At 43.3% G+C, this 23,191-nt stretch carries 24 protein-coding genes; 17 read left to right on the top strand and 7 right to left on the bottom strand.

Annotated elements, in window-relative coordinates; genetic code table 11:
• Positions 1-380: 380 nt before the first annotated feature.
• The gene (locus tag ODU45_RS08375) at positions 381-1,736 is read right to left on the bottom strand and encodes an aspartate kinase (protein WP_002942489.1); all 1,356 of its coding nucleotides are present in this window, start codon (positions 1,734-1,736) and stop codon (positions 381-383) included.
• Positions 1,737-1,912: 176 nt separating this feature from the next.
• Here ODU45_RS08375 and ODU45_RS08370 point away from each other — a divergent pair, with 176 nt between their 5' ends.
• The 16 genes from ODU45_RS08370 to ODU45_RS08295 all read left to right on the top strand — a co-directional run bounded on the left by ODU45_RS08370 (position 1,913) and on the right by ODU45_RS08295 (position 15,414).
• A complete protein-coding gene (locus tag ODU45_RS08370) occupies positions 1,913-2,554 on the top strand; it encodes an HAD family phosphatase (protein WP_105179041.1) in 642 nt (213 codons plus the stop codon).
• 436 nt (positions 2,555-2,990) lie between these two features.
• Positions 2,991-3,782: an enoyl-CoA hydratase gene (locus ODU45_RS08365; protein ID WP_105179042.1), complete on the top strand. Its 792-nt coding sequence runs from the start codon at positions 2,991-2,993 to the stop codon at positions 3,780-3,782.
• Between the two features lie 79 nt (positions 3,783-3,861).
• Positions 3,862-4,296 (top strand): MarR family winged helix-turn-helix transcriptional regulator, encoded by a 435-nt coding sequence (locus ODU45_RS08360; RefSeq protein WP_012775319.1) that lies wholly within the window; start codon positions 3,862-3,864, stop codon positions 4,294-4,296.
• Complete coding sequence (locus ODU45_RS08355) at positions 4,293-5,270, top strand: beta-ketoacyl-ACP synthase III (protein ID WP_398581117.1); 978 nt, start codon at positions 4,293-4,295, stop codon at positions 5,268-5,270. The genes ODU45_RS08360 and ODU45_RS08355 overlap by 4 nt, the downstream gene beginning before the upstream one ends.
• A 59-nt stretch (positions 5,271-5,329) precedes the next feature.
• A complete protein-coding gene (locus ODU45_RS08350) occupies positions 5,330-5,554 on the top strand; it encodes an acyl carrier protein (RefSeq protein WP_002938891.1) in 225 nt (74 codons plus the stop codon).
• Positions 5,555-6,041: 487 nt separating this feature from the next.
• The gene (gene fabK / locus ODU45_RS08345; RefSeq protein ID WP_002938889.1) at positions 6,042-7,007 is read left to right on the top strand and encodes an enoyl-[acyl-carrier-protein] reductase FabK; all 966 of its coding nucleotides are present in this window, start codon (positions 6,042-6,044) and stop codon (positions 7,005-7,007) included.
• Position 7,008: 1 nt separating this feature from the next.
• Positions 7,009-7,929 carry an ACP S-malonyltransferase gene (fabD, locus tag ODU45_RS08340; RefSeq protein WP_105179043.1) on the top strand — a complete coding sequence of 307 codons (921 nt, stop codon included), beginning with the start codon at positions 7,009-7,011 and terminating at the stop codon, positions 7,927-7,929.
• 9 nt (positions 7,930-7,938) lie between these two features.
• On the top strand, positions 7,939-8,673 hold the full coding sequence (gene fabG, locus ODU45_RS08335; RefSeq protein ID WP_398581116.1) for a 3-oxoacyl-[acyl-carrier-protein] reductase: 735 nt from the start codon (positions 7,939-7,941) through the stop codon (positions 8,671-8,673).
• Between the two features lie 25 nt (positions 8,674-8,698).
• On the top strand, positions 8,699-9,934 hold the full coding sequence (gene fabF, locus ODU45_RS08330) for a beta-ketoacyl-ACP synthase II (RefSeq protein ID WP_105138990.1): 1,236 nt from the start codon (positions 8,699-8,701) through the stop codon (positions 9,932-9,934).
• Positions 9,935-10,411, top strand: coding sequence for an acetyl-CoA carboxylase biotin carboxyl carrier protein (gene accB, locus ODU45_RS08325; RefSeq protein ID WP_277941146.1), 477 nt, complete (start codon positions 9,935-9,937; stop codon positions 10,409-10,411). It begins immediately after the preceding gene.
• Entirely contained in the window at positions 10,408-10,830 is a 423-nt protein-coding gene (fabZ, locus tag ODU45_RS08320) for a 3-hydroxyacyl-ACP dehydratase FabZ (protein ID WP_024378919.1), read from the top strand. The genes accB and fabZ overlap by 4 nt, the downstream gene beginning before the upstream one ends.
• A gap of 292 nt (positions 10,831-11,122) precedes the next feature.
• Positions 11,123-12,490: an acetyl-CoA carboxylase biotin carboxylase subunit gene (locus tag ODU45_RS08315; protein ID WP_136671216.1), complete on the top strand. Its 1,368-nt coding sequence runs from the start codon at positions 11,123-11,125 to the stop codon at positions 12,488-12,490.
• 124 nt (positions 12,491-12,614) lie between these two features.
• The gene (accD, locus tag ODU45_RS08310; protein WP_136671215.1) at positions 12,615-13,481 is read left to right on the top strand and encodes an acetyl-CoA carboxylase, carboxyltransferase subunit beta; all 867 of its coding nucleotides are present in this window, start codon (positions 12,615-12,617) and stop codon (positions 13,479-13,481) included.
• Positions 13,478-14,251 (top strand): acetyl-CoA carboxylase carboxyl transferase subunit alpha, encoded by a 774-nt coding sequence (locus ODU45_RS08305; RefSeq protein ID WP_136671214.1) that lies wholly within the window; start codon positions 13,478-13,480, stop codon positions 14,249-14,251. Before accD ends, ODU45_RS08305 begins: the two co-directional genes overlap by 4 nt.
• A gap of 64 nt (positions 14,252-14,315) precedes the next feature.
• Complete coding sequence (locus tag ODU45_RS08300; RefSeq protein WP_136671213.1) at positions 14,316-14,789, top strand: GNAT family N-acetyltransferase; 474 nt, start codon at positions 14,316-14,318, stop codon at positions 14,787-14,789.
• Positions 14,782-15,414: a hypothetical protein gene (locus ODU45_RS08295; RefSeq protein WP_136671212.1), complete on the top strand. Its 633-nt coding sequence runs from the start codon at positions 14,782-14,784 to the stop codon at positions 15,412-15,414. Before ODU45_RS08300 ends, ODU45_RS08295 begins: the two co-directional genes overlap by 8 nt.
• Positions 15,415-15,472: 58 nt before the next feature.
• Here the strand turns inward: ODU45_RS08295 and serS are convergent, their stop codons facing one another.
• From serS to ODU45_RS08265, 6 genes are all read right to left on the bottom strand, one after another.
• Positions 15,473-16,747 carry a serine--tRNA ligase gene (gene serS / locus ODU45_RS08290; protein WP_024395410.1) on the bottom strand — a complete coding sequence of 425 codons (1,275 nt, stop codon included), beginning with the start codon at positions 16,745-16,747 and terminating at the stop codon, positions 15,473-15,475.
• 217 nt (positions 16,748-16,964) lie between these two features.
• Positions 16,965-17,336, bottom strand: coding sequence for a DUF956 family protein (locus ODU45_RS08285; RefSeq protein ID WP_044758913.1), 372 nt, complete (start codon positions 17,334-17,336; stop codon positions 16,965-16,967).
• A 60-nt stretch (positions 17,337-17,396) separates the two neighbouring features.
• On the bottom strand, positions 17,397-18,308 hold the full coding sequence (locus ODU45_RS08280; RefSeq protein WP_044758914.1) for a PTS system mannose/fructose/sorbose family transporter subunit IID: 912 nt from the start codon (positions 18,306-18,308) through the stop codon (positions 17,397-17,399).
• A gap of 17 nt (positions 18,309-18,325) precedes the next feature.
• Entirely contained in the window at positions 18,326-19,135 is an 810-nt protein-coding gene (locus ODU45_RS08275) for a PTS mannose/fructose/sorbose transporter subunit IIC (protein WP_053866750.1), read from the bottom strand.
• A 31-nt stretch (positions 19,136-19,166) separates the two neighbouring features.
• Positions 19,167-20,159: a PTS sugar transporter subunit IIB gene (locus ODU45_RS08270; RefSeq protein ID WP_012775315.1), complete on the bottom strand. Its 993-nt coding sequence runs from the start codon at positions 20,157-20,159 to the stop codon at positions 19,167-19,169.
• Positions 20,160-20,380: 221 nt separating this feature from the next.
• Positions 20,381-21,193: a Cof-type HAD-IIB family hydrolase gene (locus ODU45_RS08265; protein WP_398581115.1), complete on the bottom strand. Its 813-nt coding sequence runs from the start codon at positions 21,191-21,193 to the stop codon at positions 20,381-20,383.
• Between the two features lie 344 nt (positions 21,194-21,537).
• On the opposite strand from ODU45_RS08265, the gene ODU45_RS08260 reads away from it, so the two are divergent.
• Positions 21,538-22,998 carry an NCS2 family permease gene (locus tag ODU45_RS08260; RefSeq protein ID WP_136671209.1) on the top strand — a complete coding sequence of 487 codons (1,461 nt, stop codon included), beginning with the start codon at positions 21,538-21,540 and terminating at the stop codon, positions 22,996-22,998.
• Positions 22,999-23,191 lie beyond the last annotated feature (193 nt).

Here is a 23,191-nt window from a genome sequence, read left to right as displayed (position 1 = left end):
AGAGGCTAGTGACGAGTCAAAAGCAGTGAGGCTTGAACAAAGTGAAAGCCAGCGTCTTTAGGCGCTGGCTGGTGATGTGGGCTTATAGCCCTTGTTCAAACCACCCGTTTGACGGGTGGTCATGATTTATTCAAATTTTAATTGGTACTCAATGAAAATTAAAATCAGACAAGCTCCAAAGGTTTCCCAAACCTTTGGAGCTTGGAGATAGAGTGAACGAAGTTCGTTTCTCCAAGAGCAGATATACGCCTGCTACTTTCTTATTTTATGGTAGCAGGCTGTCAAGCACCACTGGAGCTTGACACTTATCAAATCAAGTCAACAACATCTGTTTTGATTTTCGAAGAGTATGAAGAGGGAACTGATCGACCTCGTTGTGATTATTGCTCGTTAAAAAAAGCTTCATAGAGTGCGTGCAGGGCGCGTTTCTTTTCTTCGGTTTTGACAACGAACATAACAGAAACTTCACTGGCTCCCTGTGAAATCATTGCCAAGTTGACATTTTGTTTAGAGAGGGCAGTGGTAGCGGTAGCTGTTACACCGACATGGCTCTTCATATTTTCACCAACAATCATGATAATAGATAAACCATGTTCGATTTCGGCCTTGTCAACTTCCATTTTCGTATTGAGTTGACGAAGGATCTCTTCTTCCTTGATAGGAGTCAATTCACGCTCACGGACTACGATGGATAAATCGTCAATCCCGGTCGGCATGTGCTCCCAGCGAATATTGAGATCTTCGAGAATTTGCAACACCTTGCGACCAAAACCAACTTCACGGTTCATCAAGTATTTGGACAAGTTAATGCTGACAAAACCGTCGTCTGCAGCAATACCGACAACAGGAACTGTTTGCTCGGTATGTTTGTGTACAATTCGGGTACCAGGGTGAGTTGGGTTATTGGTGTTTTTGATAACCAATGGAATCCGTCCGCGATAGGCAGGAAGGAGGGCTTCATCGTGGAGGACGGAGAAACCTGCATAAGCTAATTCTCGCATTTCACGATAGGTCAATTCTTTGATTGAATGTGGATTTTTAATGATGCCAGGATGGGCAGCAAAAATACCATCGACATCTGTAAAGTTTTCATAGAGGTCAGCCTTGACCCCGGCAGCAATGATGGAACCTGTAATGTCCGATCCACCTCGTGAGAAGGTACAAATCTGGTTATCAACAGTTACACCGAAGAATCCTGGAATAATGAGTACTTCATCTGTATCACGAAGCTCTTCGATTTTGTCATAACTTGAAGGCAAAATGCGAGCATTTCCTGGTTCGGAGCTGACAATAATACCAGCTTTTTTAGGATGTACATAGCGTGCAGGTAATCCTCTGTGGGTAAAATATTCGGCAATCAATTTGGCATTATTATCTTCACCAGCTGCTAAGAATGCGTCGTAAAGGAATTCGTTATCATCAATTGGTAGGCTGGCCAAAGAGATGATGCTGTCTGCGATTTTCTTCATGCTGTTAGCTGTGAAACCAAGTTCGTCAACCATTGCCTGATAACGGTTGATGATCCATTCTTGACTGGCAGTCACATCTTTTCCGTTAACATATTCTTTATAATATTTAATCAACGCATCAGTAACTTTAGTATCCTCGGCATTGCGTTTTCCAGGTGCAGACACAACAACAAAGCGACGTTCTGAATCAGATTGAACAATATTGAAAACTTTTTCTAACTGTCCAGCTGAAGCAAGTGAGCTTCCCCCAAATTTAATAACTTTCATTCTCATCTCCTTGGATATTTTTTTCTATTATAGCAGAATGATATGAAATTGTCAGTATGTTCAGACAAATCTTGCCAAGAATTTTATCGAAAAACGAACAAGAGACAAGTATGAAAATTTCAGAAAAACATTTTTTTCTTTCAACTGTGTTACAATTAAAGTAATAGGAGGCGAGTATGGTAAAAGCAATTATTTTCGACATGGATGGTGTACTTTTTGATACAGAAACATTCTATTTTCAACGTCGAGTGAATTTTTTAGCGACAAAAGGTTTATCGGTTGATCATTTGGATCCATCTATATTTGTCGGTGGAAGGGCTAGTCAAATTTGGCAACGGATTTTAGGGGATGATTATGATAACTGGGATGTCCCTGCCTTGGAAGAAGAATATCGTGTGTATAAAGAAAAGCGACCTACCCCTTATGTAGAGAGGATTTTTCCTGAAGTTAAAGCGGTATTGGAGAGACTAACTATCCAAGGTATTCCTGTAGTTTTGGCTTCAAATACCGACCGTTCAGAAATCGAACGTGCTCTACTAGATGCTGGTATACGCTCTCACTTTAGTCATGTTTTCTCAGCGATGGATTGTGAGGCCCCAAAACCAGATCCTGCAGTTTATATGAAAGCAGCCAGTGCAACAGGAGTAGCTAAATCGGATATTTTAGTATTTGAAGATAGTGCTAAGGGAATTGAAGCGGCTAAAAAAGCAGGATTGACAGTTTGGGCTATTCGAGACCAGCATTATGGAATTGATCAGTCGAAAGCAGATAGATTGGTAGACAATCTTGAAGATGCCTTTGATTTATTGCGATTTTAAGAAATATTATATTGTAGTCCAAGTATTAGTTCTCCGTGAAAAATGGTGTTTCTAGCTCAGAATCCAGTTAAATCTTCCAAAAGTATTAACGTGAAAAAATGAAAGTTGTAAATTAAACTTAGAGCCTATATTTACAGTTCAGAATTGCATATTGAGGTTGTTTTTTTCAAAATACAGTCAGTATTTCCCTCAAAAATTGCCTTGATGAGCGAAAAAGCCAAGGGCTTTGTGTGTGAATATAGGTTCTTAGATACGTTATTTTCTAGCATATCTAAATTTTATATTTCGATGATAGCCCCCTCTTTTTCGGACGTCACACTTTCCTTGCTAGAAAAAAAGTGACAATTGTAAAAACTGTGTTACAATGGAAAACAAGAATTTAAAGTTTGATGTTCAAATCTTTTAATTATCAAACTATTTTGAAAGGAGCAAGGGAATGACCTACCAAACAATTCGTTATGAAGTAATTGATTCCGTAGCGATTCTAACTTTAAACAGACCGGAAGTGGCAAATGGTTTTAATATTCCTATGTGTGAAGAAATCTTAGAAGCAATCCGCCTTGCAGAAGGGGATGCCTCCGTCAAAATTTTACAAATTCAAGCACAGGGTTCCATTTTCTCCGTGGGTGGAGATTTAGTTGAGATGAAGCGTGCAGTTGATGATGATGATATTGCTTCTTTGGTAAAAATAGCAGAGCTGGTGAATGATATTTCGTTTGCGATGAAGAAATTGTCTAAAGTGGTTATTATGGTGACAGATGGGGCAGTGGCCGGAGCCGCGGCTAATATGGCGGTGGCAGCTGATTTTGTTATTGCCTCCAGCAAGACAAAATTTATCCAAGCCTTTGTAGGTGTTGGACTTGCGCCGGATGCGGGGGGGCTCTTTCTACTGAGTCGTGCTATTGGGGCAAATCGTGCTAGTCACTTGGCGATGACTGGAGAGGGCTTATCAGCGGATAAGGCTTTAGAATATGGGATTATTTATAAATTGGCAGAGCCAGAAAAACTAGAAAAGACGGTTGCCCAAGTCATAAAAAAACTCTTGCGAGGCTCAGTAAATTCTTATGCAGCAATCAAACAACTGACATGGGAAAGTCAATTTAAAGACTGGGAGTCTTATCGCCGATTAGAGCTGGATTTGCAAGAAACATTGGCCTATAAAGAGGATTTTAAAGAGGGAGTTCGAGCGCATGCAGAACGACGTAGACCAGTGTTTACGGGAGATTAATTTTTAAATTAGTAAAAAATGTTTGACAATCAAAGTTTTATGGTTTATACTTTGACTATCAAAGTAAAGGAGGCCTGTTTTGGAAGATCCAAAAGTAAATGAATATCTAACGGCCATTTTTAACAATGTGTTGGTGATTGAAGAAACAAGTCTGCGTGGTAGCCGATTCAATGATATTTCGATTAAGGAAATGCACACGATTGATGTGATAGGAAGTATTGATGGAGCTACTCCGAGTGATGTTGCTCGGACTTTGATGGTAACCTTAGGTACTGTTACAACTAGCTTGAACAATTTGGAAAGAAAAGGATATGTTGAGCGTATTCGTTCGACCAAAGATCGGCGAGTTGTTCATCTCTACCTGACCAAAAAAGGTCGACTGGTCTATCGTTTGCATCAACGATTTCACAATGAAATGGTTAAGCAGATTACAGATGGTATGGATGATGCAGAGTATCAGGTAATGAAGAAAGGACTCATGAAACTCTATCACTTCTTGGAGGATTTGAAATGAGAAACCATGCTAAAATCAGTCAGGTGGCCCACTATCTTCCGAAGAAGATTGTGACCAATGATGATTTGGCTCAACGAATGGAGACCAGTGATGAGTGGATTCGTAGCCGTACAGGTATCGGTCAACGGCACATTGTTACTGGAGAGACGACGAGTGATTTGGCTAGTCAAGTGGCTAGAAAATTACTGGAAAAGTCTCAGCTAGATGCTAGTGAAATTGACTTCATCATCGTAGCAACGATTACTCCAGATGCATCAATGCCATCTACGGCAGCTATGGTCCAAGCAGCAATTGGTGCGAAAAAGGCTTTTGCCTATGATCTCATTGCAGCTTGTTCAGGATTTGTTTTTGCGCTATCAACAGCAGAAAAATTGCTTGCTTCAGGAGTCTATAAGAGAGGACTTGTCATTGGAGCTGAGACCCTATCTAGGTCTGTCGACTGGTCGGATCGATCAACGGCTGTTTTATTTGGAGATGGTGCTGGAGGAGTTTTGCTGGAAGCGTGTGAACAACCGAGCTTTTTATCAGAAATCTTGCGAACGGATGGCGGTCGAGGTGCTAGTCTGACAGCAGGGATAGATCAGAAAGAGACGCCATTCTCGACACAAAGCCGTCAGCAACCCTTTATCCAAATGGAGGGCAGAGCTATATTTGAATTTGCTACGAGGGATGTTACGGCAACCATGGCAGAGCTGCTAGAACAAGCTGATATGACTGTGGATTGTGTTGATTATTTCCTGCTCCATCAAGCCAATATACGTATCCTAGATAAGATGGCGCGTAAATTGGGAGTGGCGCGTGAAAAATTTCCAGCAAATATGGATAAATATGGCAATACCAGCGCAGCAAGTCTTCCCATTCTCTTATCAGAATGTGTAGAGAGCGGAATGTTGCGATTGGATGGAAGCCAGATTGTTCTCATGGCTGGTTTCGGTGGAGGGCTCACATGGGGAACTCTACTCTTACAACTTTAGTTAATTCCTTGCCCTAGGCAAGATTAAAATATTTTATTTTCCAAAAGGAGACACATATCATGGCAGTATTTGAAAAAGTACAGGAAATCATCGTTGAAGAATTGGGTAAGGATGCTGAAGAAGTAACCCTTACAACAACATTTGAAGATTTGGATGCAGATTCATTGGATCTTTTCCAAGTTATCTCTGAAATCGAAGATGCCTTCGATATTCAAATCGATACTGAAGAAGGTTTGACAACTGTAGGCGATTTGGTTGCTTATGTTGAAGAAAAAACAAAATAATTATAGTCATTCAGTTTATCTTTTATTACGTCAACGAATGAGGAAACTTCGTTTCCTTATTTCCAACTTCAAATAAACTTTTGTTTATTTGAACTCGCAATGCCGTACTCTACGAATGTTACTTGCTATCGTAAGTACGATTTCCAACCTTCAATAGTCCGCTGGACTATTGAAGCTATCTACAGCAATTGACACAAACTTCGTTTGTTTTATTTCCGACCTTTACCAGTCTATTCCTAGACTGGTAAAGCTAGTACTAAAAGTAAACTGAAAGACTATAGTATTCCTCTCCTTATTTCAAAGATAATATAAGGAAGAGGATGGCTAAGAAAAGTGCTATTTAGCATTTTTCTTAAATCGAATACTTTGATAATCAAAACATTGAAATATCAAACTATTTTTTGAGTGAGGGGGCAACCCTTCACTTGTTTACCTAATGATTTGATAGTCAAATGATTAGGTAAGCAAGAAAAAAGATGAGGGAATTATGAAGACGAAAATAACAGAATTGCTCGATATTAAGTATCCAATTTTTCAAGGTGGTATGGCTTGGGTAGCTGATGGAGATTTGGCTGGTGCCGTATCTAATGCAGGTGGTCTAGGAATCATCGGTGGAGGAAATGCTCCCAAAGAGGTGGTCAAGGCAAATATTGACAAGGTTAAATCTATCACGGACAAGCCTTTCGGTGTCAATATCATGCTTTTGTCTCCTTTTGCGGATGACATTGTTGACTTGGTCATCGAAGAAGGTGTGAAAGTTGTCACTACAGGAGCAGGAAATCCAGGGAAGTATATGGAGCGTCTCCATGCTGCAGGAATTACAGTTATTCCTGTTGTACCGAGTGTAGCCCTTGCGAAACGCATGGAAAAATTAGGGGTAGATGCTGTTATTGCTGAAGGTATGGAAGCTGGAGGCCATATTGGTAAATTGACCACCATGACCTTGGTTCGTCAGGTTGTTGAAGCCGTATCTATTCCTGTTATTGCTGCTGGAGGTATTGCAGATGGTGCAGGTGCAGCAGCAGCATTCATGTTGGGTGCAGAAGCGGTGCAAGTTGGAACTCGTTTTGTAGTAGCTACAGAGTCCAATGCCCATCAGGCTTATAAGGAAAAAGTTTTAAAAGCTAAGGATATTGATACAACTGTATCTGCTTCTATTGTTGGACATCCTGTGAGAGCTATCAAGAATAAGTTGTCATCTGCTTATGCAGCTGCAGAGAAAGATTTCTTGGCAGGTAAAATTTCGGCAGATGCTATTGAAGAACTTGGTGCAGGAGCACTCCGCAATGCAGTTGTTGATGGTGATGTAACAAATGGCTCCGTGATGGCTGGTCAAATTGCTGGTCTGGTTTCTAAAGAAGAATCTTGTGAAGATATTTTGAAAGACATCTATTATGGAGCAGCCAAAGTGATTAGAGAAGAGGCAAGCCGTTGGGCTTCAGTTGGAGAATAGGATGACAAAGACAGCTTTTCTTTTTGCAGGTCAAGGGGCTCAGACAGTGGGGATGGCTCGCGACCTTTACGAATATTCCCTGATAGTTAGAGAAACGTTTGACCAGGCTAGTCAGATTCTGGGGTATGACATTCGCGACCTGATTGACAATCAAGAGGATAAATTACATCAGACTCGCTATACCCAACCGGCAATTTTGACAACTTCCCTAGCTATCTATCGTTTGTTGGCAGAAAAGGGAATACAACCTGATATGGTAGCTGGTCTATCCTTGGGAGAATATTCAGCTCTGGTGGCATCGGGAGCATTGGCCTTTGAAGATGCGATTGCCCTGATTGCTAAGCGTGGTGAATATATGGAAACGGCTGCGCCAGCAGGGACTGGTAAGATGGTTGCTGTTCTCAACACAGATGTCAACTTGATAGAAGAAGTCTGTTCGACTGTTACCTCTGGGATTGTTTCCCCAGCCAACTACAATACACCAGCCCAAATCGTCATCGGAGGCGAGGTGGCTGCTGTGGATGAGGCGGTTGAATTGCTGAAGGAAGCAGGTGTCAAACGCATGATTCCACTCAATGTGTCAGGTCCTTTCCATACGGCTCTCCTGCGACCAGCGTCGGAGCAACTGGCTCAGGCCTTGGAGCAGGTGGAATTTGCGGACTTCCAAGTAGAGCTGGTCGGTAATACGGAAGCCAAGGTCATGAAAAAAGAGGACATCAAGTCCCTCTTGACCCGTCAAGTGATGGAACCAGTCCGTTTCTATGAGTCAATCACAACCATGCAGGAAGCTGGTGTGACTAACTTTATTGAAATCGGTCCAGGTAAAGTCTTATCAGGATTTGTCAAGAAAATCGATAAGACAGCGCATGTTGTAGCAATTGAAGATATAGCGGGGCTACAAATAGTATTAAACAAATCATGAGGAGGAATCATGGAATTAACAAATAAAAATGTTTTTGTAACAGGTTCAAGTCGAGGAATCGGCTTGGCCATTGCCCATAAGTTTGCCAGTCTTGGTGCCAATGTGGTGCTGAACGGTCGTGGTCAATTAGGGCAAGATATTCTGGATAGCTTTGCAGATTACGGTGTGAAAGTCCTAGCTATTTCAGGAGATATTTCAAGCGCGGAAGATGCCAAACGAATGGTGGCAGAAGCTATCGAAATCCTCGGTAGCGTCGATATTTTGGTCAATAATGCAGGGATCACCAAAGACGGTATGGCTCTTCGTATGACAGAAGAGGATTTTGAGACGGTTCTGAAGGTAAATCTTACTGGAACTTTTAATATGACGCAGGCTGTTTTGAAACCAATGACAAAGGCTCGTGAGGGTGCTATTATCAATCTATCAAGTGTATCTGGCTTGATTGGAAATGCTGGACAGGCCAACTATTCTGCATCTAAGGCAGGTGTGATTGGATTTACTAAAGCCATTGCCCGTGAGGTTGCAGGGCGAAATGTTCGTGTCAATGCGATTGCGCCGGGCTTTATCCAGTCTGATATGACAGATGTTTTATCTGACAAGATTAAAGAAGCTATGACTGCACAAATTCCTATGAAACGCTTTGGTGCGACAGAAGAAGTAGCTGATGTTGCTGTATTCCTTGCCAAGCAAGAATATCTAACAGGACAGGTGATTGCGGTTGACGGCGGCTTGACCATGCAGTAAGTTTCCTAATGAGAAAGGACTGAAAATGACAAAATTAAACCGTGTAGTAGTAACAGGCTACGGTCTGACATCTCCAATCGGAAATACGCCAGAGGAGTTCTGGGATAGTTTGAAGGCTGGGAAAATTGGGATCGGAAAGATTACCAAGTTTGATACCAGCGAGTACAGCGTACTTAATGCAGCGGAGTTAAAAGATTTTCCTTTTGATAAATACTTTGTCAAAAAAGATACAAATCGCTACGATAATTACTCGCTCTATGCACTCTATGCAGCTAAAGAAGCAATTGCTAATGCACAGCTGGATACAGAGACAGTGGATAGTGACCGTTTTGGCGTTATCTTATCAACAGGTATCGGTGGTATTTTGGAAATTGAAGAGCAAGTTGCTCGGATGAACGAAAAAGGTCCAAAACGCATTCGTCCCATGGCTCTTCCAAAAGCCTTGCCAAACATGGCGGCTGGAAATATTGCTATGCAGGTCGGTGCAAATGGCGTCTGCAAGTGTATCATCACAGCCTGCGCTTCATCAAATGATGCCTTAGGAGAAGCCTTCCGTGAAATCAAGTTTGGTTTCCAAGATGTGATGCTGGCAGGTGGAGCAGAAGCAGCCATTACTCCGTTTGCAATCGGTGGTTTCCAAGCTTTGACAGCTATGTCGACAACTGAGGATCCAGAACGTGCGTCTATTCCATTTGACAAGGACCGCAATGGTTTTGTCATGGGAGAGGGTTCTGCGGTTTTAGTATTGGAAAGTTTGGAACACGCAGAGGCGCGTGGAGCGACGATTTTGGCTGAAATCGTTGGTTATGGAAATACTTGCGATGCTTACCACATGACTTCTCCACATCCAGAAGGTCTGGGTGCTATTAAGGCCATGAAGTTGGCCATTTCAGAAGCAGGTTTAGAGCCAGCTGATATTGACTATATCAATGCCCATGGTACTTCGACACCGGCTAATGAAAAAGGGGAAAGCCAAGCTATCGTATCCGTCTTCGGCAAGAACACGCCAGTTTCTTCCACCAAGTCCTTCACAGGTCACTTGTTGGGGGCTGCGGGTGCAGTTGAAGCGGCAGCTGTCATTGAGGCTATGCGTCATTCTTACGCGCCAAAGACAGCTGGTACGACAGAATTATCTGAAGATATTGAAGCAGATGTCATTTATGGACAAGGGCGTGATATGGAAATCCGCCATGCCATTTCAAATACATTTGGCTTTGGAGGTCACAACTCGGTGATTGCTTTCAAACGCTGGGAGGCTTAAGTGAATATTACAGAAATAAAGGACTTGATGAGTCAGTTTGACCAGTCAAGTTTGCGAGAATTTTCATATAGCAATGCTGGGGAAACCTTGCATTTCAGTAAAAACCAGCAGGCGACAGCGGCTCCGAGTCCAACAGTAGAAGCTCCGCTTGTTCCAGTAGCTCCTGCAAGCCCAGCCCCTGTGCCAGCAGTCGAAACCAGTGAGCCAGCTCCAGTAGAAGCAGGTGCAAGCTCTGTGGCAGAAGGTACGGTAGTGGAAAGTCCCTTGGTCGGCGTGGCTTATTTGTCGCCAGCCCCTGACAAGCCAGCCTTTGTAGCAGTTGGCGATACGGTCAAAAAAGGGCAGACTCTCATGATTATCGAAGCCATGAAGGTCATGAACGAAGTGCCTGCTGACCGTGACGGTGTGGTCACAGAGATTTTGGTGGCTAACCAGGACGTTGTAGAATTTGGACAAGGATTGGTACGCATCAAATGATTGATATTTTGAAAATTAAAGAGGCTCTTCCTCATCGCTATCCAATGCTCTTGGTCGATCGTGTCCTTGAAGTATCGGAAGATGAGATTGTCGCCCTCAAAAATGTGACCATTAACGAGCCCTTCTTCAACGGGCATTTCCCAGACTATCCTGTCATGCCAGGTGTTCTCATCATGGAGGCTTTGGCACAAACCGCAGGTGTCTTGGAATTGTCCAAGGAAGAAAACAAGGGCAAGCTGGTTTTTTATGCCGGCATGGACAAGGTCAAATTTAAGAAGCAAGTTGTACCTGGTGACCAGTTGATCATGACCGCTAAATTTGTCAAACGCCGTGGAACCATTGCGGTCGTTGAGGCAAAGGCAGAGGTGGACGGAAAACTGGCTGCGTCGGGGGTGTTGACTTTTGCTATTGGAAAATAATACTCTTCGAAAATCAAACTCAGCCGTTGTTGACTTGATTTGATGAGTGTCAAGCTCCAGTGGATCTTGACAGCCTGCTACGATAAAATAAGAAAGTAGTAGGGGGCTATCTGCTCTTGGAGAAACGAACTTCGTTCGCTCTATCTCCAAGCTCCAAAGGTTTCCCAAACCTTTGGAACTAGCCTGATTTTGATTTTCATTGAGTATGAAACAGTCCTTTATTTTTCAAACTAGTTAAGGACTGTGATTGTTATAACAATTATTCTATGTTAAAAAGGAGATAGGATTCATCATGTTTGAGAAGATTTTGATTGCCAATCGTGGTGAGATTGCGGTGCGGATTATTCGTGCGGCCAGGGAATTGGGGATTGCGACGGTGGCTGTCTATTCAGAGGCTGACAAGGAAGCCCTCCACACCATGTTGGCAGATGAGGCTGTCTGTATCGGACCTGCCCGTTCGACAGATTCCTATCTCAATATGCAGGCGGTCATCTCGGCGGCTGTTGTGACAGGTGCCCAGGCTATTCATCCCGGCTTTGGATTTTTGAGTGAAAACTCCAAATTCGCCACCCTCTGTGAAGAGGTCGGTATCAAGTTTATCGGTCCTTCTGGGACGGTCATGGATACCATGGGCGATAAAATCAATGCTCGGGCAGAGATGATTAAGGCTCAAGTGCCTGTCATTCCAGGTTCTGACGGTGAGGTCTTGACCAGCCAAGAAGCTCTTGAAATCGCTGAAAAGATTGGTTATCCTGTCATGCTCAAGGCATCGGCAGGAGGTGGCGGTAAGGGGATTCGTAAGGTGGAAAAAGCTGAAGACCTAGTGTCTGCCTTTGAATCAGCTTCCAGCGAAGCCAAGGCAGCTTTTGGCAACGGTGCCATGTATATGGAGCGTGTCGTCTATCCAGCCCGCCACATCGAAGTACAGATTTTGGCGGACCAGCATGGTCATGTCATTCATCTGGGAGAACGGGACTGTTCCCTTCAACGCAACAACCAGAAGGTCTTGGAAGAAGCTCCGTCGATTGCTATCGGCCAGACCATGCGGGATCGTATCGGTCAAGCAGCAGTGCGGGCTGCCCAGTCAGTTGGCTATGAAAATGCGGGTACCATTGAGTTCCTATTGGATGAAGCCAAGGGCGAATTTTACTTCATGGAAATGAACACACGGGTACAGGTGGAACATCCAGTTACCGAATTTGTGACCGGTGTGGATATTGTCAAGGAGCAAATCAAGATTGCCGCTGGTCAGGAACTCAGCGTCGGCCAAGAAGATGTGAAGATTACAGGCCATGCCATTGAATGCCGCATCAATGCTGAAAATCCAGCCTTCAACTTCGCCCCAAGTCCAGGTAAGATTTCCAATCTCTACCTGCCAAGCGGTGGCGTTGGTCTGCGTGTGGACTCGGCAGTTTATCCAGGCTACACTATTCCGCCGTACTATGATTCCATGATTGCCAAGGTTATCGTGCATGGGGAAAATCGGTTTGAAGCCCTGATGAAGATGCAGAGAGCCCTCTACGAATTGGAAATTGACGGAGTGGTGACCAATACTGACTTCCAGCTGGACTTGATTTCCGACAAGCGTGTGGTAGCTGGTGATTATGACACTGCCTACCTCATGGAAGAATTTTTACCCCGCTATCAAGCAGAATTATAGTCTTTTTGTTTACTTTTAGTACTAGGCAACGAGCTGCAGGCTGTACTGGAGTACGGCAAAGCGAGTTAACGAAGTAATAAAAGAAAAACTAAATGACGATAAAAAAGTAAACTAGGAGAATGCTATGGCTTTGTTTCGCAAAAAGGACAAATACATCCGCATCAATCCCAATCGTTCGCGGATAGAGTCAGCACCTCAAGCAAAGCCAGAGGTGCCAGATGAACTCTTTTCCAAATGCCCAGCTTGTAAGGAAATCCTCTACAAGAAGGATTTGGGACCAGAGAAAACTTGTCAACACTGTTCCTATAATTTCCGGATTACAGCGCAGGAACGCTTGGCTTTGACAGTGGATGAAGGCTCGTTTAAGGAATTGTTTACAGGGATTGAAACCAAAAATCCCTTGGACTTCCCTAATTATTTGGAAAAACTGGCAGCCACCCGTCAAAAGACAGGTTTGGACGAAGCTGTTTTGACAGGAAAGGCGACAATCGGCGGACAACCAGTTGCCCTTGGAATCATGGATTCTCACTTTATCATGGCTTCAATGGGAACGGTGGTCGGTGAGAAAATCACCCGCCTCTTTGAACTGGCTATTGAGGAGCAACTGCCAGTTGTCCTCTTTACCGCATCTGGCGGTGCTCGGATGCAGGAAGGCATTATGAGCCTGATGCAAATGGCTAAGATTTCGGCGGCTGTAAAACGCCATTCCAACGCTGGCCTCTTTTACCTGACGGTCTTGACAGATCCTACAACAGGAGGTGTGACGGCTAGTTTTGCTATGGAGGGCGATATTATCCTGGCTGAGCCGCAGACCTTGGTTGGCTTTGCAGGCCGCAGGGTGATTGAGTCAACTGTGCGTGAAAATCTGCCAGATGATTTCCAGAAGGCTGAATTTTTACAAGAACACGGCTTTGTCGATGCCATTGTCAAACGCCAGGACTTGCCAGCGACCATTAATCGCTTGTTGAGAATGCATGGAGGTGTCAGATGACCAGTGATGTAGCACGTATGATCCGTTTGGCACGTGACCAAGCTCGCCTGACCACCTTGGACTATGCCACACAACTCTTTGATGACTTTATCGAACTGCACGGCGATCGAAATTTCCGCGATGACGGAGCAGTTGTGGGTGGCATCGGCTTTCTAGCAGGTCAACCGGTGACAGTCATCGGTATCCAAAAAGGCAAGAACCTCCAGGACAACCTCAAACGCAACTTCGGTCAGCCCCACCCTGAAGGCTACCGCAAGGCCCTTCGCCTCATGAAGCAGGCGGAAAAGTTTGGGCGTCCTGTTGTCACCTTTATCAATACCGCTGGAGCCTATCCAGGTGTCGGTGCCGAGGAGCGTGGACAGGGCGAGGCCATTGCCCGCAACCTCATGGAGATGAGTGACCTCAAGGTACCCATTATCGCCATTATCATCGGTGAGGGAGGCTCTGGTGGAGCACTTGCACTGGCAGTCGCAGACCAGGTCTGGATGCTGGAAAACTCCATGTACGCCGTCCTCAGCCCTGAAGGCTTCGCCTCTATCCTCTGGAAAGATGGCAGTCGAGCCCTGGAAGCGGCAGAACTCATGAAGATTACCTCTTATGAGTTGGAGAAACTCCAAGTGGTCGATCGGGTTGTTTTGGAAAATGGCAGAGCGACCAAGGAAGTCTTGTCTGACCTCAAGGAAAACTTGGTCAGCCAGTTGGCTCAACTACAAGACTTGCCACTTAATCAACTACTCGAAAACCGCTATCAACGCTTTAGAAAATACTAGGAAGACCTAGTATTTTTTTGCTAGATTTGATACAATGGATAAAATAATTTTCAGGAGTTTTTCCATGTTAGTAAAAGCAGAACTATCAAACGCAGAAGAATTATTGCCCATTCAACACCGAGCATTTGCAGCCTTGTATGAAACCTATCAGGACCAATACAACCCTGCCATTGAAACTATGGACTACTTCCAATCACGGTTTGCACGACCAAATTGCAACTACTACAAGATTGTCGAAGAGGGTCAGACAGTCGGTTTAGTACGAACAACGGTTGCTGAAGATGCTGAACAAGGCTGGCTAGGCTTGATTGGCATTGACCCAGACCACAGAGGAAAAGGCTATGGTCATAAGGCCATGTTAGAGTTAGAACAACTCTATCCGACAGTCAAGCGGTGGGTACTCTGTACGGTTTTACAGGAGCCTAGATTGGTCGCTTTCTACGAAAGTCTAGGCTATAAGGCTATCAAAACCGAGCCTGAGCAGGAAGGCATGGATATGGTCTATATGGAGAAGTGGATAGGAGGTTCAGATGCTTGAACAGTGTCATAGATACTTGGATTATCAAGGAGTTCATTATTGCAAGCCTGAAAAGGCAGGAGCTTCGGTAAGCGACATGACAACCTTAAGAAACTTAGCACAGGCAGCACGCAAGGAGTTTCAGACATTAAGTTTAGCCTTAGCTGAGCAAGTCAGTCCCTTTGTGCCAGAAAGAGTTAGTCAATGGATGAACCAAGCCCAGATTTGCAGACCGCATTTTTGGACCTATTACCGCCTACCCTCTGCTAGTCCGTCGGTCCCAGCTTTCGCCATTCGTCTGTATGGTAAGGGAGCTGAAGCGGGGATTTCAGTAGAAGTTAGCTTCATTGAGCGAAAGAAGGTAGAGACCTCTCTTTTTCAGCAAAACCGTGTGCTGAACTGCCCGATTCAGGCACCACTTTATTACTGGGTGCAAGAGGGAAAGGTATTTTATCGCTTGGATGGAACTGAGGAGAATAGGCAGATTTTACTAGAAGCCGTCGAAGCAGGACGCGTTCGAAAAGTACTGGTCAAGTATGATGTACCATTTAGAACGACTGCCTCTGAAGAGGAGCTGCGAAAACGCTTGACTAACGGCTTTTCTCTACTAGAACCTTATCTGAATATGACAAAACCCACCGAATAATCAGTGGGTTAATGGCAGACAAGCATCGTCATGATGTTTGTTTTTTTCTTGAGATAGGTTATGGCTTAATCACATCAACCCCACCCATGTATGGACGGAGAACTTCTGGAATGGTGACAGAACCATCTTCGTTTTGGTAGTTTTCAAGGATGGCAGCCACTGTACGGCCAACTGCTAGACCAGAGCCGTTGAGGGTGTGGAGCAATTTAACCTTGCCGTCAGCAGCATCGCGGTAGCGGATTTGGGCACGGCGGGCTTGGAAATCTTCTGTGTTGGAACAGCTGGAGATTTCACGGTAGGCATTTTGGGCAGGAATCCAGACTTCCAAGTCATAGGTCTTAGCAGCTGAGAAGCCCATATCACCTGTACAAAGGGCCAAAACACGGTAAGGCAAACCTAGTTTTTGGAGGATATTTTCTGCGTTTGCGGTCATTTTTTCCAATTCATCATAAGACTGTTCTGGTGTGGCAAATTTGACCATTTCAACCTTGTGGAATTGGTGAAGGCGGATCAGACCACGGGTGTCACGACCAGCAGAACCAGCTTCAGAACGGAAAGATGGGCTCATGGCTGTGAAGTAGATTGGCAGGTCTTTTTCTTCTAAAATCTCGTTGCGGTAGTAGTTGGTCAATGGCACTTCCGCAGTTGGGATGAGGACGAAGTTAGTGTCTGCCAACTCAAAAGTATCTTCCTTGAACTTTGGATACTGACCAGTACCAAACATAGAGTCGTGGTTGACCATGTAAGGTGTGATGATTTCCTGATAGCCTTCTGCGATATGCTCGTCTAACATGAAGTTGTAGAGGGCGCGTTCTAAGCGAGCACCCAAGTTCTTGTAGAAGAGGAAGCGGGCCCCAGTTACTTTTGCGCCACGTTCCCAGTCTAGAATATCTAGGTCTTCACCCAAATCCCAGTGAGCTTTTGGCTCGAAAGTGAATTCACGGGGAGTTCCCCAACGGCGAACTTCCACGTTTTCTTCTTCATCTGCACCAACAGGGACAGAATCGTGCGGCGTATTTGGAAGAACTGCAAGGATGGCATTTAGTTTTTCATCAATTTCCAAGAGTTCAGCATCCAAGTTTTTAACATCGGCAGACAATTTTTGCATAGCCGCAATCTTGTCGTCAGCATTTTCCTTGTTGCGTTTTGCTTGGGCAATCTCCGCAGAAACAGTGTTTCGCTCTGCTTTTAATTCTTCTACAGTAACCAAGATTTCACGGCGTTTTGCATCCAATTCCTTGATGTCTGCCAAGGTTTCAGCAGCCACACCACGAGTAGCTAATTTGGCAGCAACTCCGTCAAAATCTGTACGAATACGTTTGATATCTAGCATAGATGTCTCCTTTAGAATAAAAAAACACAGAATGAGAGATGCTGGAGCGATATTTACCGCGGTTCCATCCAGCTTCACATTCTGTGCACTTGATTGTATTTTGATAATTTCATAACGGTAGAATTTCACAACTTTTTCCTATCTGCTCACAGCGACCGCAGACTTTCTGAAAGGAGCTAGAAGCTACTTATCCGTTTCTACTATTATACTTGAATTTTTATTTTTTGGCAAATAGATTCGAAATTTTTCTGCCGATTGTTTGCATAAGAGTCGGTAATTTCACAACTTTTTCATTGCCGATATGCTCGCGGGCAATTTTAAGAATCTTACCAGAATCTTTAGATGCAAACAAGAATCGACTTTTCTCTGTATAAATTTCAAAATGACGGCTGATTGTTTTTCCGGAAACGTTTGCGCCAATGCTAGTCATTTCTGACCAAGGAATCTGGATATAGCGTTCAACGTTGCTATCTGGGTAGAACTCAAGTGCCTTGTCACCAATTAGAAATTTACCAACCTTGCCACCAAAGCCCATGTAGGAAACCCCTGTGGTTTGGAGTTCAACGCTTGTATTTTGTGATTGTGCCATATCGGCTCCTTTCCTAGATATTCATTATACCATAAAACCCCGCGAGAGCGGGGTCCTTGATTACATAATGTTAAAGAAACGAGCAAGAATACCTACGATGAAGAGACCGATAATCATTGTGATTGGTGTTACTTTCTTCTTAAGCAAGTGCATGCAGAGGAAAGTAAGGAGAAGTCCCATCAAACCTGGAATCAAGCTGTCCAACTGACCTTGTAATGTTTGAGTTTGAGTTGGTTCAAGGCTAAGTCCGCTAAGAGCTTGACCAAGAATACCTTTCAACTCAGCACCAGTAACAGTACCTTCTGGGAAGACGATGTAAGCTCCTTCTGACAATTGTTTAGCAGGAAGATTTACAGCGAAAGTAATAGATACCCAACGTTGAACAAGAACGGCAAGGATGAACATACCAAGGATTGAAGCACCTTTAGTGATGTCTTGAAGGATACCACCAGACATGTCTTTAGTGATTTCGCTACCAGCCTTGTAACCAAATTCTTGTGTATACCATAGGAAGGCCATACGAATGATGTTCCAGCCAAGGAAGAAGATGATTGGACCCATGATATTTCCAGATAGTGCAAGTGAAGCACCAAGAGCACCAAGGATTGGACGAACAGTAAACCAGAAGACTGGGTCACCGATACCAGCAAGAGGTCCCATCATACCGATTTTCACACCTTGGATAGCTGTGTCATCGATTTCAGCACCATTAGCACGCTCTTCTTCAAGGGCAAGAGTTACACCAAGGATTGGTGAAGCAACGTATGGGTGTGTGTTGAAGAATTCTAAGTGGCGCTCAAGAGCAGCAGCTTGATCTTCTTTTTTAGTGTAAAGTTTTTTGATAGCTGGGATCATTGCATAAGCCCAACCTAAGTTTTGCATACGCTCATAGTTCCATGAACCTTGAAGGAAGGTTGAACGCCACCAAACTTTTTTACGATCGCTTACGGAAAGTTGAATTTTTTCTGACATGATGAATCTCCCTTCTCTTAGTAGTCTTCAAGGATGTCGCCGATTGGGTCGTTAGATGAAGCACCACCGTTACCTGATCCGCCTTGTTTTGACAAGTTGAGGTAGATAAGCGCGATTGCAACACCGATAACACCAAGTGCGATAAGTGTCAATTGGCTGATAGCAGCAAAGGCAAAACCAAGTGCGAAGAATGGCCATACTTCACGAGTTGCCATCATGTTGATAACCATAGCGTAACCTACGGCAACAACCATACCACCGCCGACAGCCATACCGCCTGACAACCAAGCTGGCATAGACTCAAGAACTGCTTGAACTGCCTCAGCTGGAATTGCTAGAAGGAGAGCCGCAGGAATTGCGATACGCAAACCTTGAAGGAGAAGAGCAAACAAGTGGTAACGTTCTACAGCAGCGAAGTTTGCATCTTTAGCAGCATTGTCAGCACCGTGTACAAGACCGACTGAGATAGTACGAACGATCATTGTAAGGAAAAGACCAGCTACGGCAAGAGGGATAGCAGTTGTTGTTGCAACGGCAATACCTTCAGTTGAGAAGTCGCCACCTTTGATCATGATGATTGCAGCAGCTACAGAAGCAAGAGCAGCGTCAGGAGCAACAGCTGCACCAATGTTTGCCCAACCAAGTGCAATCATTTGTAGAGAACCACCAAGCATAACACCTGCAGCCAAGTTACCAGTCACAAGACCGATAAGGGTACAAGCTACCAATGGTTGATGGAATTGGAATTCGTCAAGGATACCTTCAAGACCAGCGAAGAAGGCAACGATGACAACGAGAATTGCAGAAATAAGTGTAATATCTGACATGTTGTAATCCTTTCTATACTAACAGATCGATTTATTGAACGTTTGCCTTGTTGATAAGTTCAAACAAGTCTTTCTTCGAATCGTTTGGTACTTTACGCACATCAAATTCAACGCCAAGGTCACGCAATTTTTCAAAGGTTGCAACGTCATCTTTGTCCATTGACAATACGTTGTTAACCATTGTTTTACCAGTTGAGTGAGCCATAGAACCAACGTTCAATTCTTTGATTTCAACACCACCTTCAATTGCTTCAAGAGCTTCTTGAGGAGTTTCGAAAAGAATCAAGGCGTGAGTGTTACCAAATCGAGGGTCTTTAGAAACCTCAATCAATTTCTTGATTGGGACAACGTTCGCTTTTACGTTACCAGGTGCAGCTTGTTTGATGAGTTGTTTACGCAATTCATCTTTGGCAACTGTATCTGATGCAACGATGATACGATCTGCTTTGGAAGCAGGAGTCCAACCAGTCGCCACTTGACCGTGCAAGAGACGAGTGTCGATACGGGCTAAGTTGATTTTCAACTTGCCATCACCGATAACAGTACCTGGAGGGATAGCACCTTGTAGTGCAACAGGAGCAGCATCGGCAACAGGAGCAGCTTCAGCTGGTTGAAGTTCTTCTGGAAGAACTTTGATACCATCTTTGGCTTCCTTGATAATGTTTGCCGCAACTTCTTCCACGCCAGCAGCAGCGTTAATCATACGCTCTGTGTAAGCTTGGATAAGCATTGGCAAGTTTAGACCGGTGATGATAGCAAACTTACGATCTGGATTTTCACCAGCTACACGGCTTGCTTGGTTGAATGGTGAACCACTCCAAAGGTCAGCCAAAACCAAAACTTCATCATCGGCATCGAATGCGTCCACGGCAGCATTTAGCTTAGCGTATAAATCATCTGGACCTTCACTTGGCATAAAAGTAACAACTTGTACTTTTTCTTGTTCGCCAAAGATCATTGAACCTGACTGATGAATACCAGCAGCAAATTCGCCATGACTTGCAATAATGATTCCAATACTCATTATTGATCCTCCTAAATTTTTCTTGTTCATGTAAAAACCATTGAATGGGCTTTCATGTTCGAACTATACCATTATAAAACGTTTTCAGTACATTTGTCAAGTAGGTTTGTGTTAAAAGTGCAAAATATTTCCGAAACTTTTCATAATTGTGTTTCAGAAAAGTGATAAAAATATGCAACGAATATGACAAAAACCTGACAGTTTATCAGTTTTTTTGAAGTCTATAAAAATAGTTTTTCTAGTTCACGTGCGACACCATCTTCAAAATTAGCAAATGCTGTCAATCTGTCGGCATGTGGACGAAGTGTATCGCTACAATTTTTCATGGCATAGGCTGTTCCTGCTAGGTCTAGCATCTCAACATCGTTATGCTCATCGCCGAAGGCAATTAAGTCGCTAGGAGTGGCTTGGTAGAGGTTAAGAACATAGCTCAGAGCAGTTGCCTTATTGACACCTTTTGCACAAGTTTCGAGGATATTTAATGGTCCACCCCACGTATTGATTTCTAATTCATCTTTGAAATAGGCATTCATTTCTTTTGCAAGTTCATACTTATCTGTTGCACGAGTTTGCATAAGGATGGAATGAGGGTCACTGGTAATTAACTCAGGTCTGATGAGTGTATCTGGAGTAATCTGTTCAACCCCCATCAGAGCTGGATCAATCTTGTCTAAGTTCTTTTGAGTGATGTAGAATTTATTCTTGTATTCACCGGCAATAAAATCTGCCTCAAATGTTTCTTCTTCTTTTAGAAATTCGAGTAGGTATTTTTTGTCGATTAAAATATTTTGTTCCCATTGCCATTTCTTTCCAGGGATGTGAACTAAAGAACCGTTGAAATTAATCATGGGAGTATCCAGTTCTAGTTGGTGGTAATATTTTTCAGCCATTCGATAGGGGCGACCTGTGGCGATAAGAACGGTGTGTCCTGCTTGGCGGACCTTCTTTATAGTTGAGATGGTATAATCAGATAATTGACTATCATTATTGAGCAATGTGCCGTCCAAATCGATAGCAATGATTTTTTTCTTCATATTTAATAGCATTCCTTTCTAGATTCGTTATACTAGTTTTTAATAGCAAGTAGTGTTTAGGTAGTAGCTAGACTGCTGAGAAATTGTTTTATGCGTCAAAGAATAGTACTTGTAGGTAACCATATCTTGAACTAATAATTTCCAGTATAACAAAAGGAGATAATAAAAGCAAAGAAGCAATAAATTTTTTATAGATTGTCCGCAACTTTTTTAATGTTCGTTATTTACGAATGTCAAAGACTGAAAATCAACAAAATAACGTTTTCAAGATTAAAAAACTTGAAATTAGAATGTTTTTTGATTATAATGTTTTTATCGTTCGTAAATTAAAGGAGAAATGAAAAATGGATCAATTTTTTAAATTGAAAGAACACGGAACGACGGTTTCAACAGAAATTATGGCAGGTCTTACGACTTTCTTTGCCATGTCCTATATTTTGTTCGTTAACCCGAGCGTATTGAGTGTGGCAGGTATGCCGACTCAGGCAGTCTTTTTAGCGACTATTATTGCGAGTGCTGTATCAACGCTTGTTATGGGATTATTTGCTAACGTACCTTACGCCTTGGCACCAGGCATGGGGTTGAATGCCTTCTTTACCTATACAGTGGTTATCGGTCTTGGTTTTACTTGGCAAGAAGCTTTGGCAATGGTTTTCCTCTGCGGTTTGTTTAACGTTTTTATTACCGTTACAAAGGTTCGTAAGAGCATTATTAAGGCGATTCCGATTAGCTTGCAACATGCCATCGGTGGAGGTATCGGGGTTTTCGTTGCCTATCTTGGTTTTAAAAACTCTAATTTAATCACCTTCTTGACATCTGGTTCAGATATTATTACTGTAAATGGTGTTGTTCCGGCAGATGCAACAGCCGAAACATTCTCAAACGGTGTTTTCTCTGTTTTTGCAGGTGGAGGTGTTGTCCCATCTATTTCAACTTTTACTGAACCAAGTGTTCTCTTAACAGTGTTCGGTCTCTTCTTGACAGCTGTTTTGGTTATTAAGAACGTGCGTGGTGCAATTTTGATTGGTATTATTGCAACGACTGTAGCTGGAATTCCAGCAGGTGTTGTGGATCTGTCTACAATTGATTTTGCAAACAACAATATCGGTACAGCCTTTGCGGAGCTTGGGACGACTTTCTTAGCAGCTTTTGGTGGTCTATCTTCGCTCTTTGCTGATTCAAGCCGTCTACCACTTGTTTTGATGACTATCTTTGCATTCAGCTTATCAGATACCTTTGACACACTTGGTACCTTTATCGGTACAGGTCGTAAGACTGGTATTTTCTCAGAAGAAGATGAGAAAGCTCTCGAAAATGGTACAGGCTTCAACTCTAAGATGGATAAGGCGCTCTTTGCAGATGCGATTGGTACTTCAATCGGTGCACTATTTGGTACTTCAAATACAACGACATATGTTGAATCGGCTGCAGGTATCTCTGCAGGTGGTCGTACTGGTCTGACAGCTGTTACAACAGCGGTTCTCTTCCTTCTTTCAATTCTTATCTTGCCATTTATCGGTATTGTGCCAGCTGCGGCAACTGCTCCAGCTTTGATTATTGTCGGTGTCATGATGGTTTCATCATTCCTAGATGTGGATTGGAGCCAATTCGAAGACGCTCTTCCAGCCTTCTTTGCAGCCTTCTTCATGGCACTTTGCTTCTCAATCTCATACGGTATTGCAGCAGCCTTTATCTTCTATTGCTTGGTAAAAGTTTCAACAGGTAAGGCTAAAGAAATTCATCCAATCCTTTGGGGTGCTACAGCTCTATTTATTCTGAACTTCATCATTCTAGCCATCTTGTAATCTGTTTATTATCCTTGAAGAGGCTGGGCAAAAACTAGCTTCTCACATATAAAAAACGAGCAATTCCAATTAGGAGTTGCTCGTTTTCCATTTCATGCTTTATAATTATAATAACGACAAAACAACTAGAAAGGCATGAAAATGTATAAACAGTATAACACAAATCAGTTAAGTTTGGAATTAAATATTGCTT

Source organism: Streptococcus sp. 2022WUSS135, assembly GCF_044427045.1.
In the GTDB taxonomy this organism is placed as follows: Bacteria; Bacillota; Bacilli; order Lactobacillales; family Streptococcaceae; genus Streptococcus; species Streptococcus hashimotonensis.
Note: the sequence above shows the minus strand (reverse complement) of the source record. Positions and strands in the feature narration are given on the sequence as shown.

Excerpts from the sequence above, each read along its gene's own strand:
- fabG (WP_398581116.1), top strand. The coding sequence starts at position 7,939 with ATGGAATTAACAAATAAAAATGTTTTTGTAACAGGTTCAAGTCGAGGA.
- ODU45_RS08270 (WP_012775315.1), bottom strand. The coding sequence starts at position 20,159 with ATGAGTATTGGAATCATTATTGCAAGTCATGGCGAATTTGCTGCTGGT.
- ODU45_RS08315 (WP_136671216.1), top strand. The coding sequence starts at position 11,123 with ATGTTTGAGAAGATTTTGATTGCCAATCGTGGTGAGATTGCGGTGCGG.
- ODU45_RS08305 (WP_136671214.1), top strand. The coding sequence starts at position 13,478 with ATGACCAGTGATGTAGCACGTATGATCCGTTTGGCACGTGACCAAGCT.
- accD (WP_136671215.1), top strand. The coding sequence starts at position 12,615 with ATGGCTTTGTTTCGCAAAAAGGACAAATACATCCGCATCAATCCCAAT.
- ODU45_RS08355 (WP_398581117.1), top strand. The coding sequence starts at position 4,293 with ATGAGAAACCATGCTAAAATCAGTCAGGTGGCCCACTATCTTCCGAAG.
- ODU45_RS08275 (WP_053866750.1), bottom strand. The coding sequence starts at position 19,135 with ATGTCAGATATTACACTTATTTCTGCAATTCTCGTTGTCATCGTTGCC.
- ODU45_RS08280 (WP_044758914.1), bottom strand. The coding sequence starts at position 18,308 with ATGTCAGAAAAAATTCAACTTTCCGTAAGCGATCGTAAAAAAGTTTGG.
- fabZ (WP_024378919.1), top strand. The coding sequence starts at position 10,408 with ATGATTGATATTTTGAAAATTAAAGAGGCTCTTCCTCATCGCTATCCA.
- fabD (WP_105179043.1), top strand. The coding sequence starts at position 7,009 with ATGACAAAGACAGCTTTTCTTTTTGCAGGTCAAGGGGCTCAGACAGTG.
- ODU45_RS08295 (WP_136671212.1), top strand. The coding sequence starts at position 14,782 with ATGCTTGAACAGTGTCATAGATACTTGGATTATCAAGGAGTTCATTAT.
- ODU45_RS08265 (WP_398581115.1), bottom strand. The coding sequence starts at position 21,193 with ATGAAGAAAAAAATCATTGCTATCGATTTGGACGGCACATTGCTCAAT.
- fabF (WP_105138990.1), top strand. The coding sequence starts at position 8,699 with ATGACAAAATTAAACCGTGTAGTAGTAACAGGCTACGGTCTGACATCT.
- ODU45_RS08285 (WP_044758913.1), bottom strand. The coding sequence starts at position 17,336 with ATGGCACAATCACAAAATACAAGCGTTGAACTCCAAACCACAGGGGTT.
- serS (WP_024395410.1), bottom strand. The coding sequence starts at position 16,747 with ATGCTAGATATCAAACGTATTCGTACAGATTTTGACGGAGTTGCTGCC.
- ODU45_RS08375 (WP_002942489.1), bottom strand. The coding sequence starts at position 1,736 with ATGAAAGTTATTAAATTTGGGGGAAGCTCACTTGCTTCAGCTGGACAG.
- ODU45_RS08365 (WP_105179042.1), top strand. The coding sequence starts at position 2,991 with ATGACCTACCAAACAATTCGTTATGAAGTAATTGATTCCGTAGCGATT.
- fabK (WP_002938889.1), top strand. The coding sequence starts at position 6,042 with ATGAAGACGAAAATAACAGAATTGCTCGATATTAAGTATCCAATTTTT.
- ODU45_RS08260 (WP_136671209.1), top strand. The coding sequence starts at position 21,538 with ATGGATCAATTTTTTAAATTGAAAGAACACGGAACGACGGTTTCAACA.
- ODU45_RS08370 (WP_105179041.1), top strand. The coding sequence starts at position 1,913 with ATGGTAAAAGCAATTATTTTCGACATGGATGGTGTACTTTTTGATACA.
- ODU45_RS08300 (WP_136671213.1), top strand. The coding sequence starts at position 14,316 with ATGTTAGTAAAAGCAGAACTATCAAACGCAGAAGAATTATTGCCCATT.
- ODU45_RS08350 (WP_002938891.1), top strand. The coding sequence starts at position 5,330 with ATGGCAGTATTTGAAAAAGTACAGGAAATCATCGTTGAAGAATTGGGT.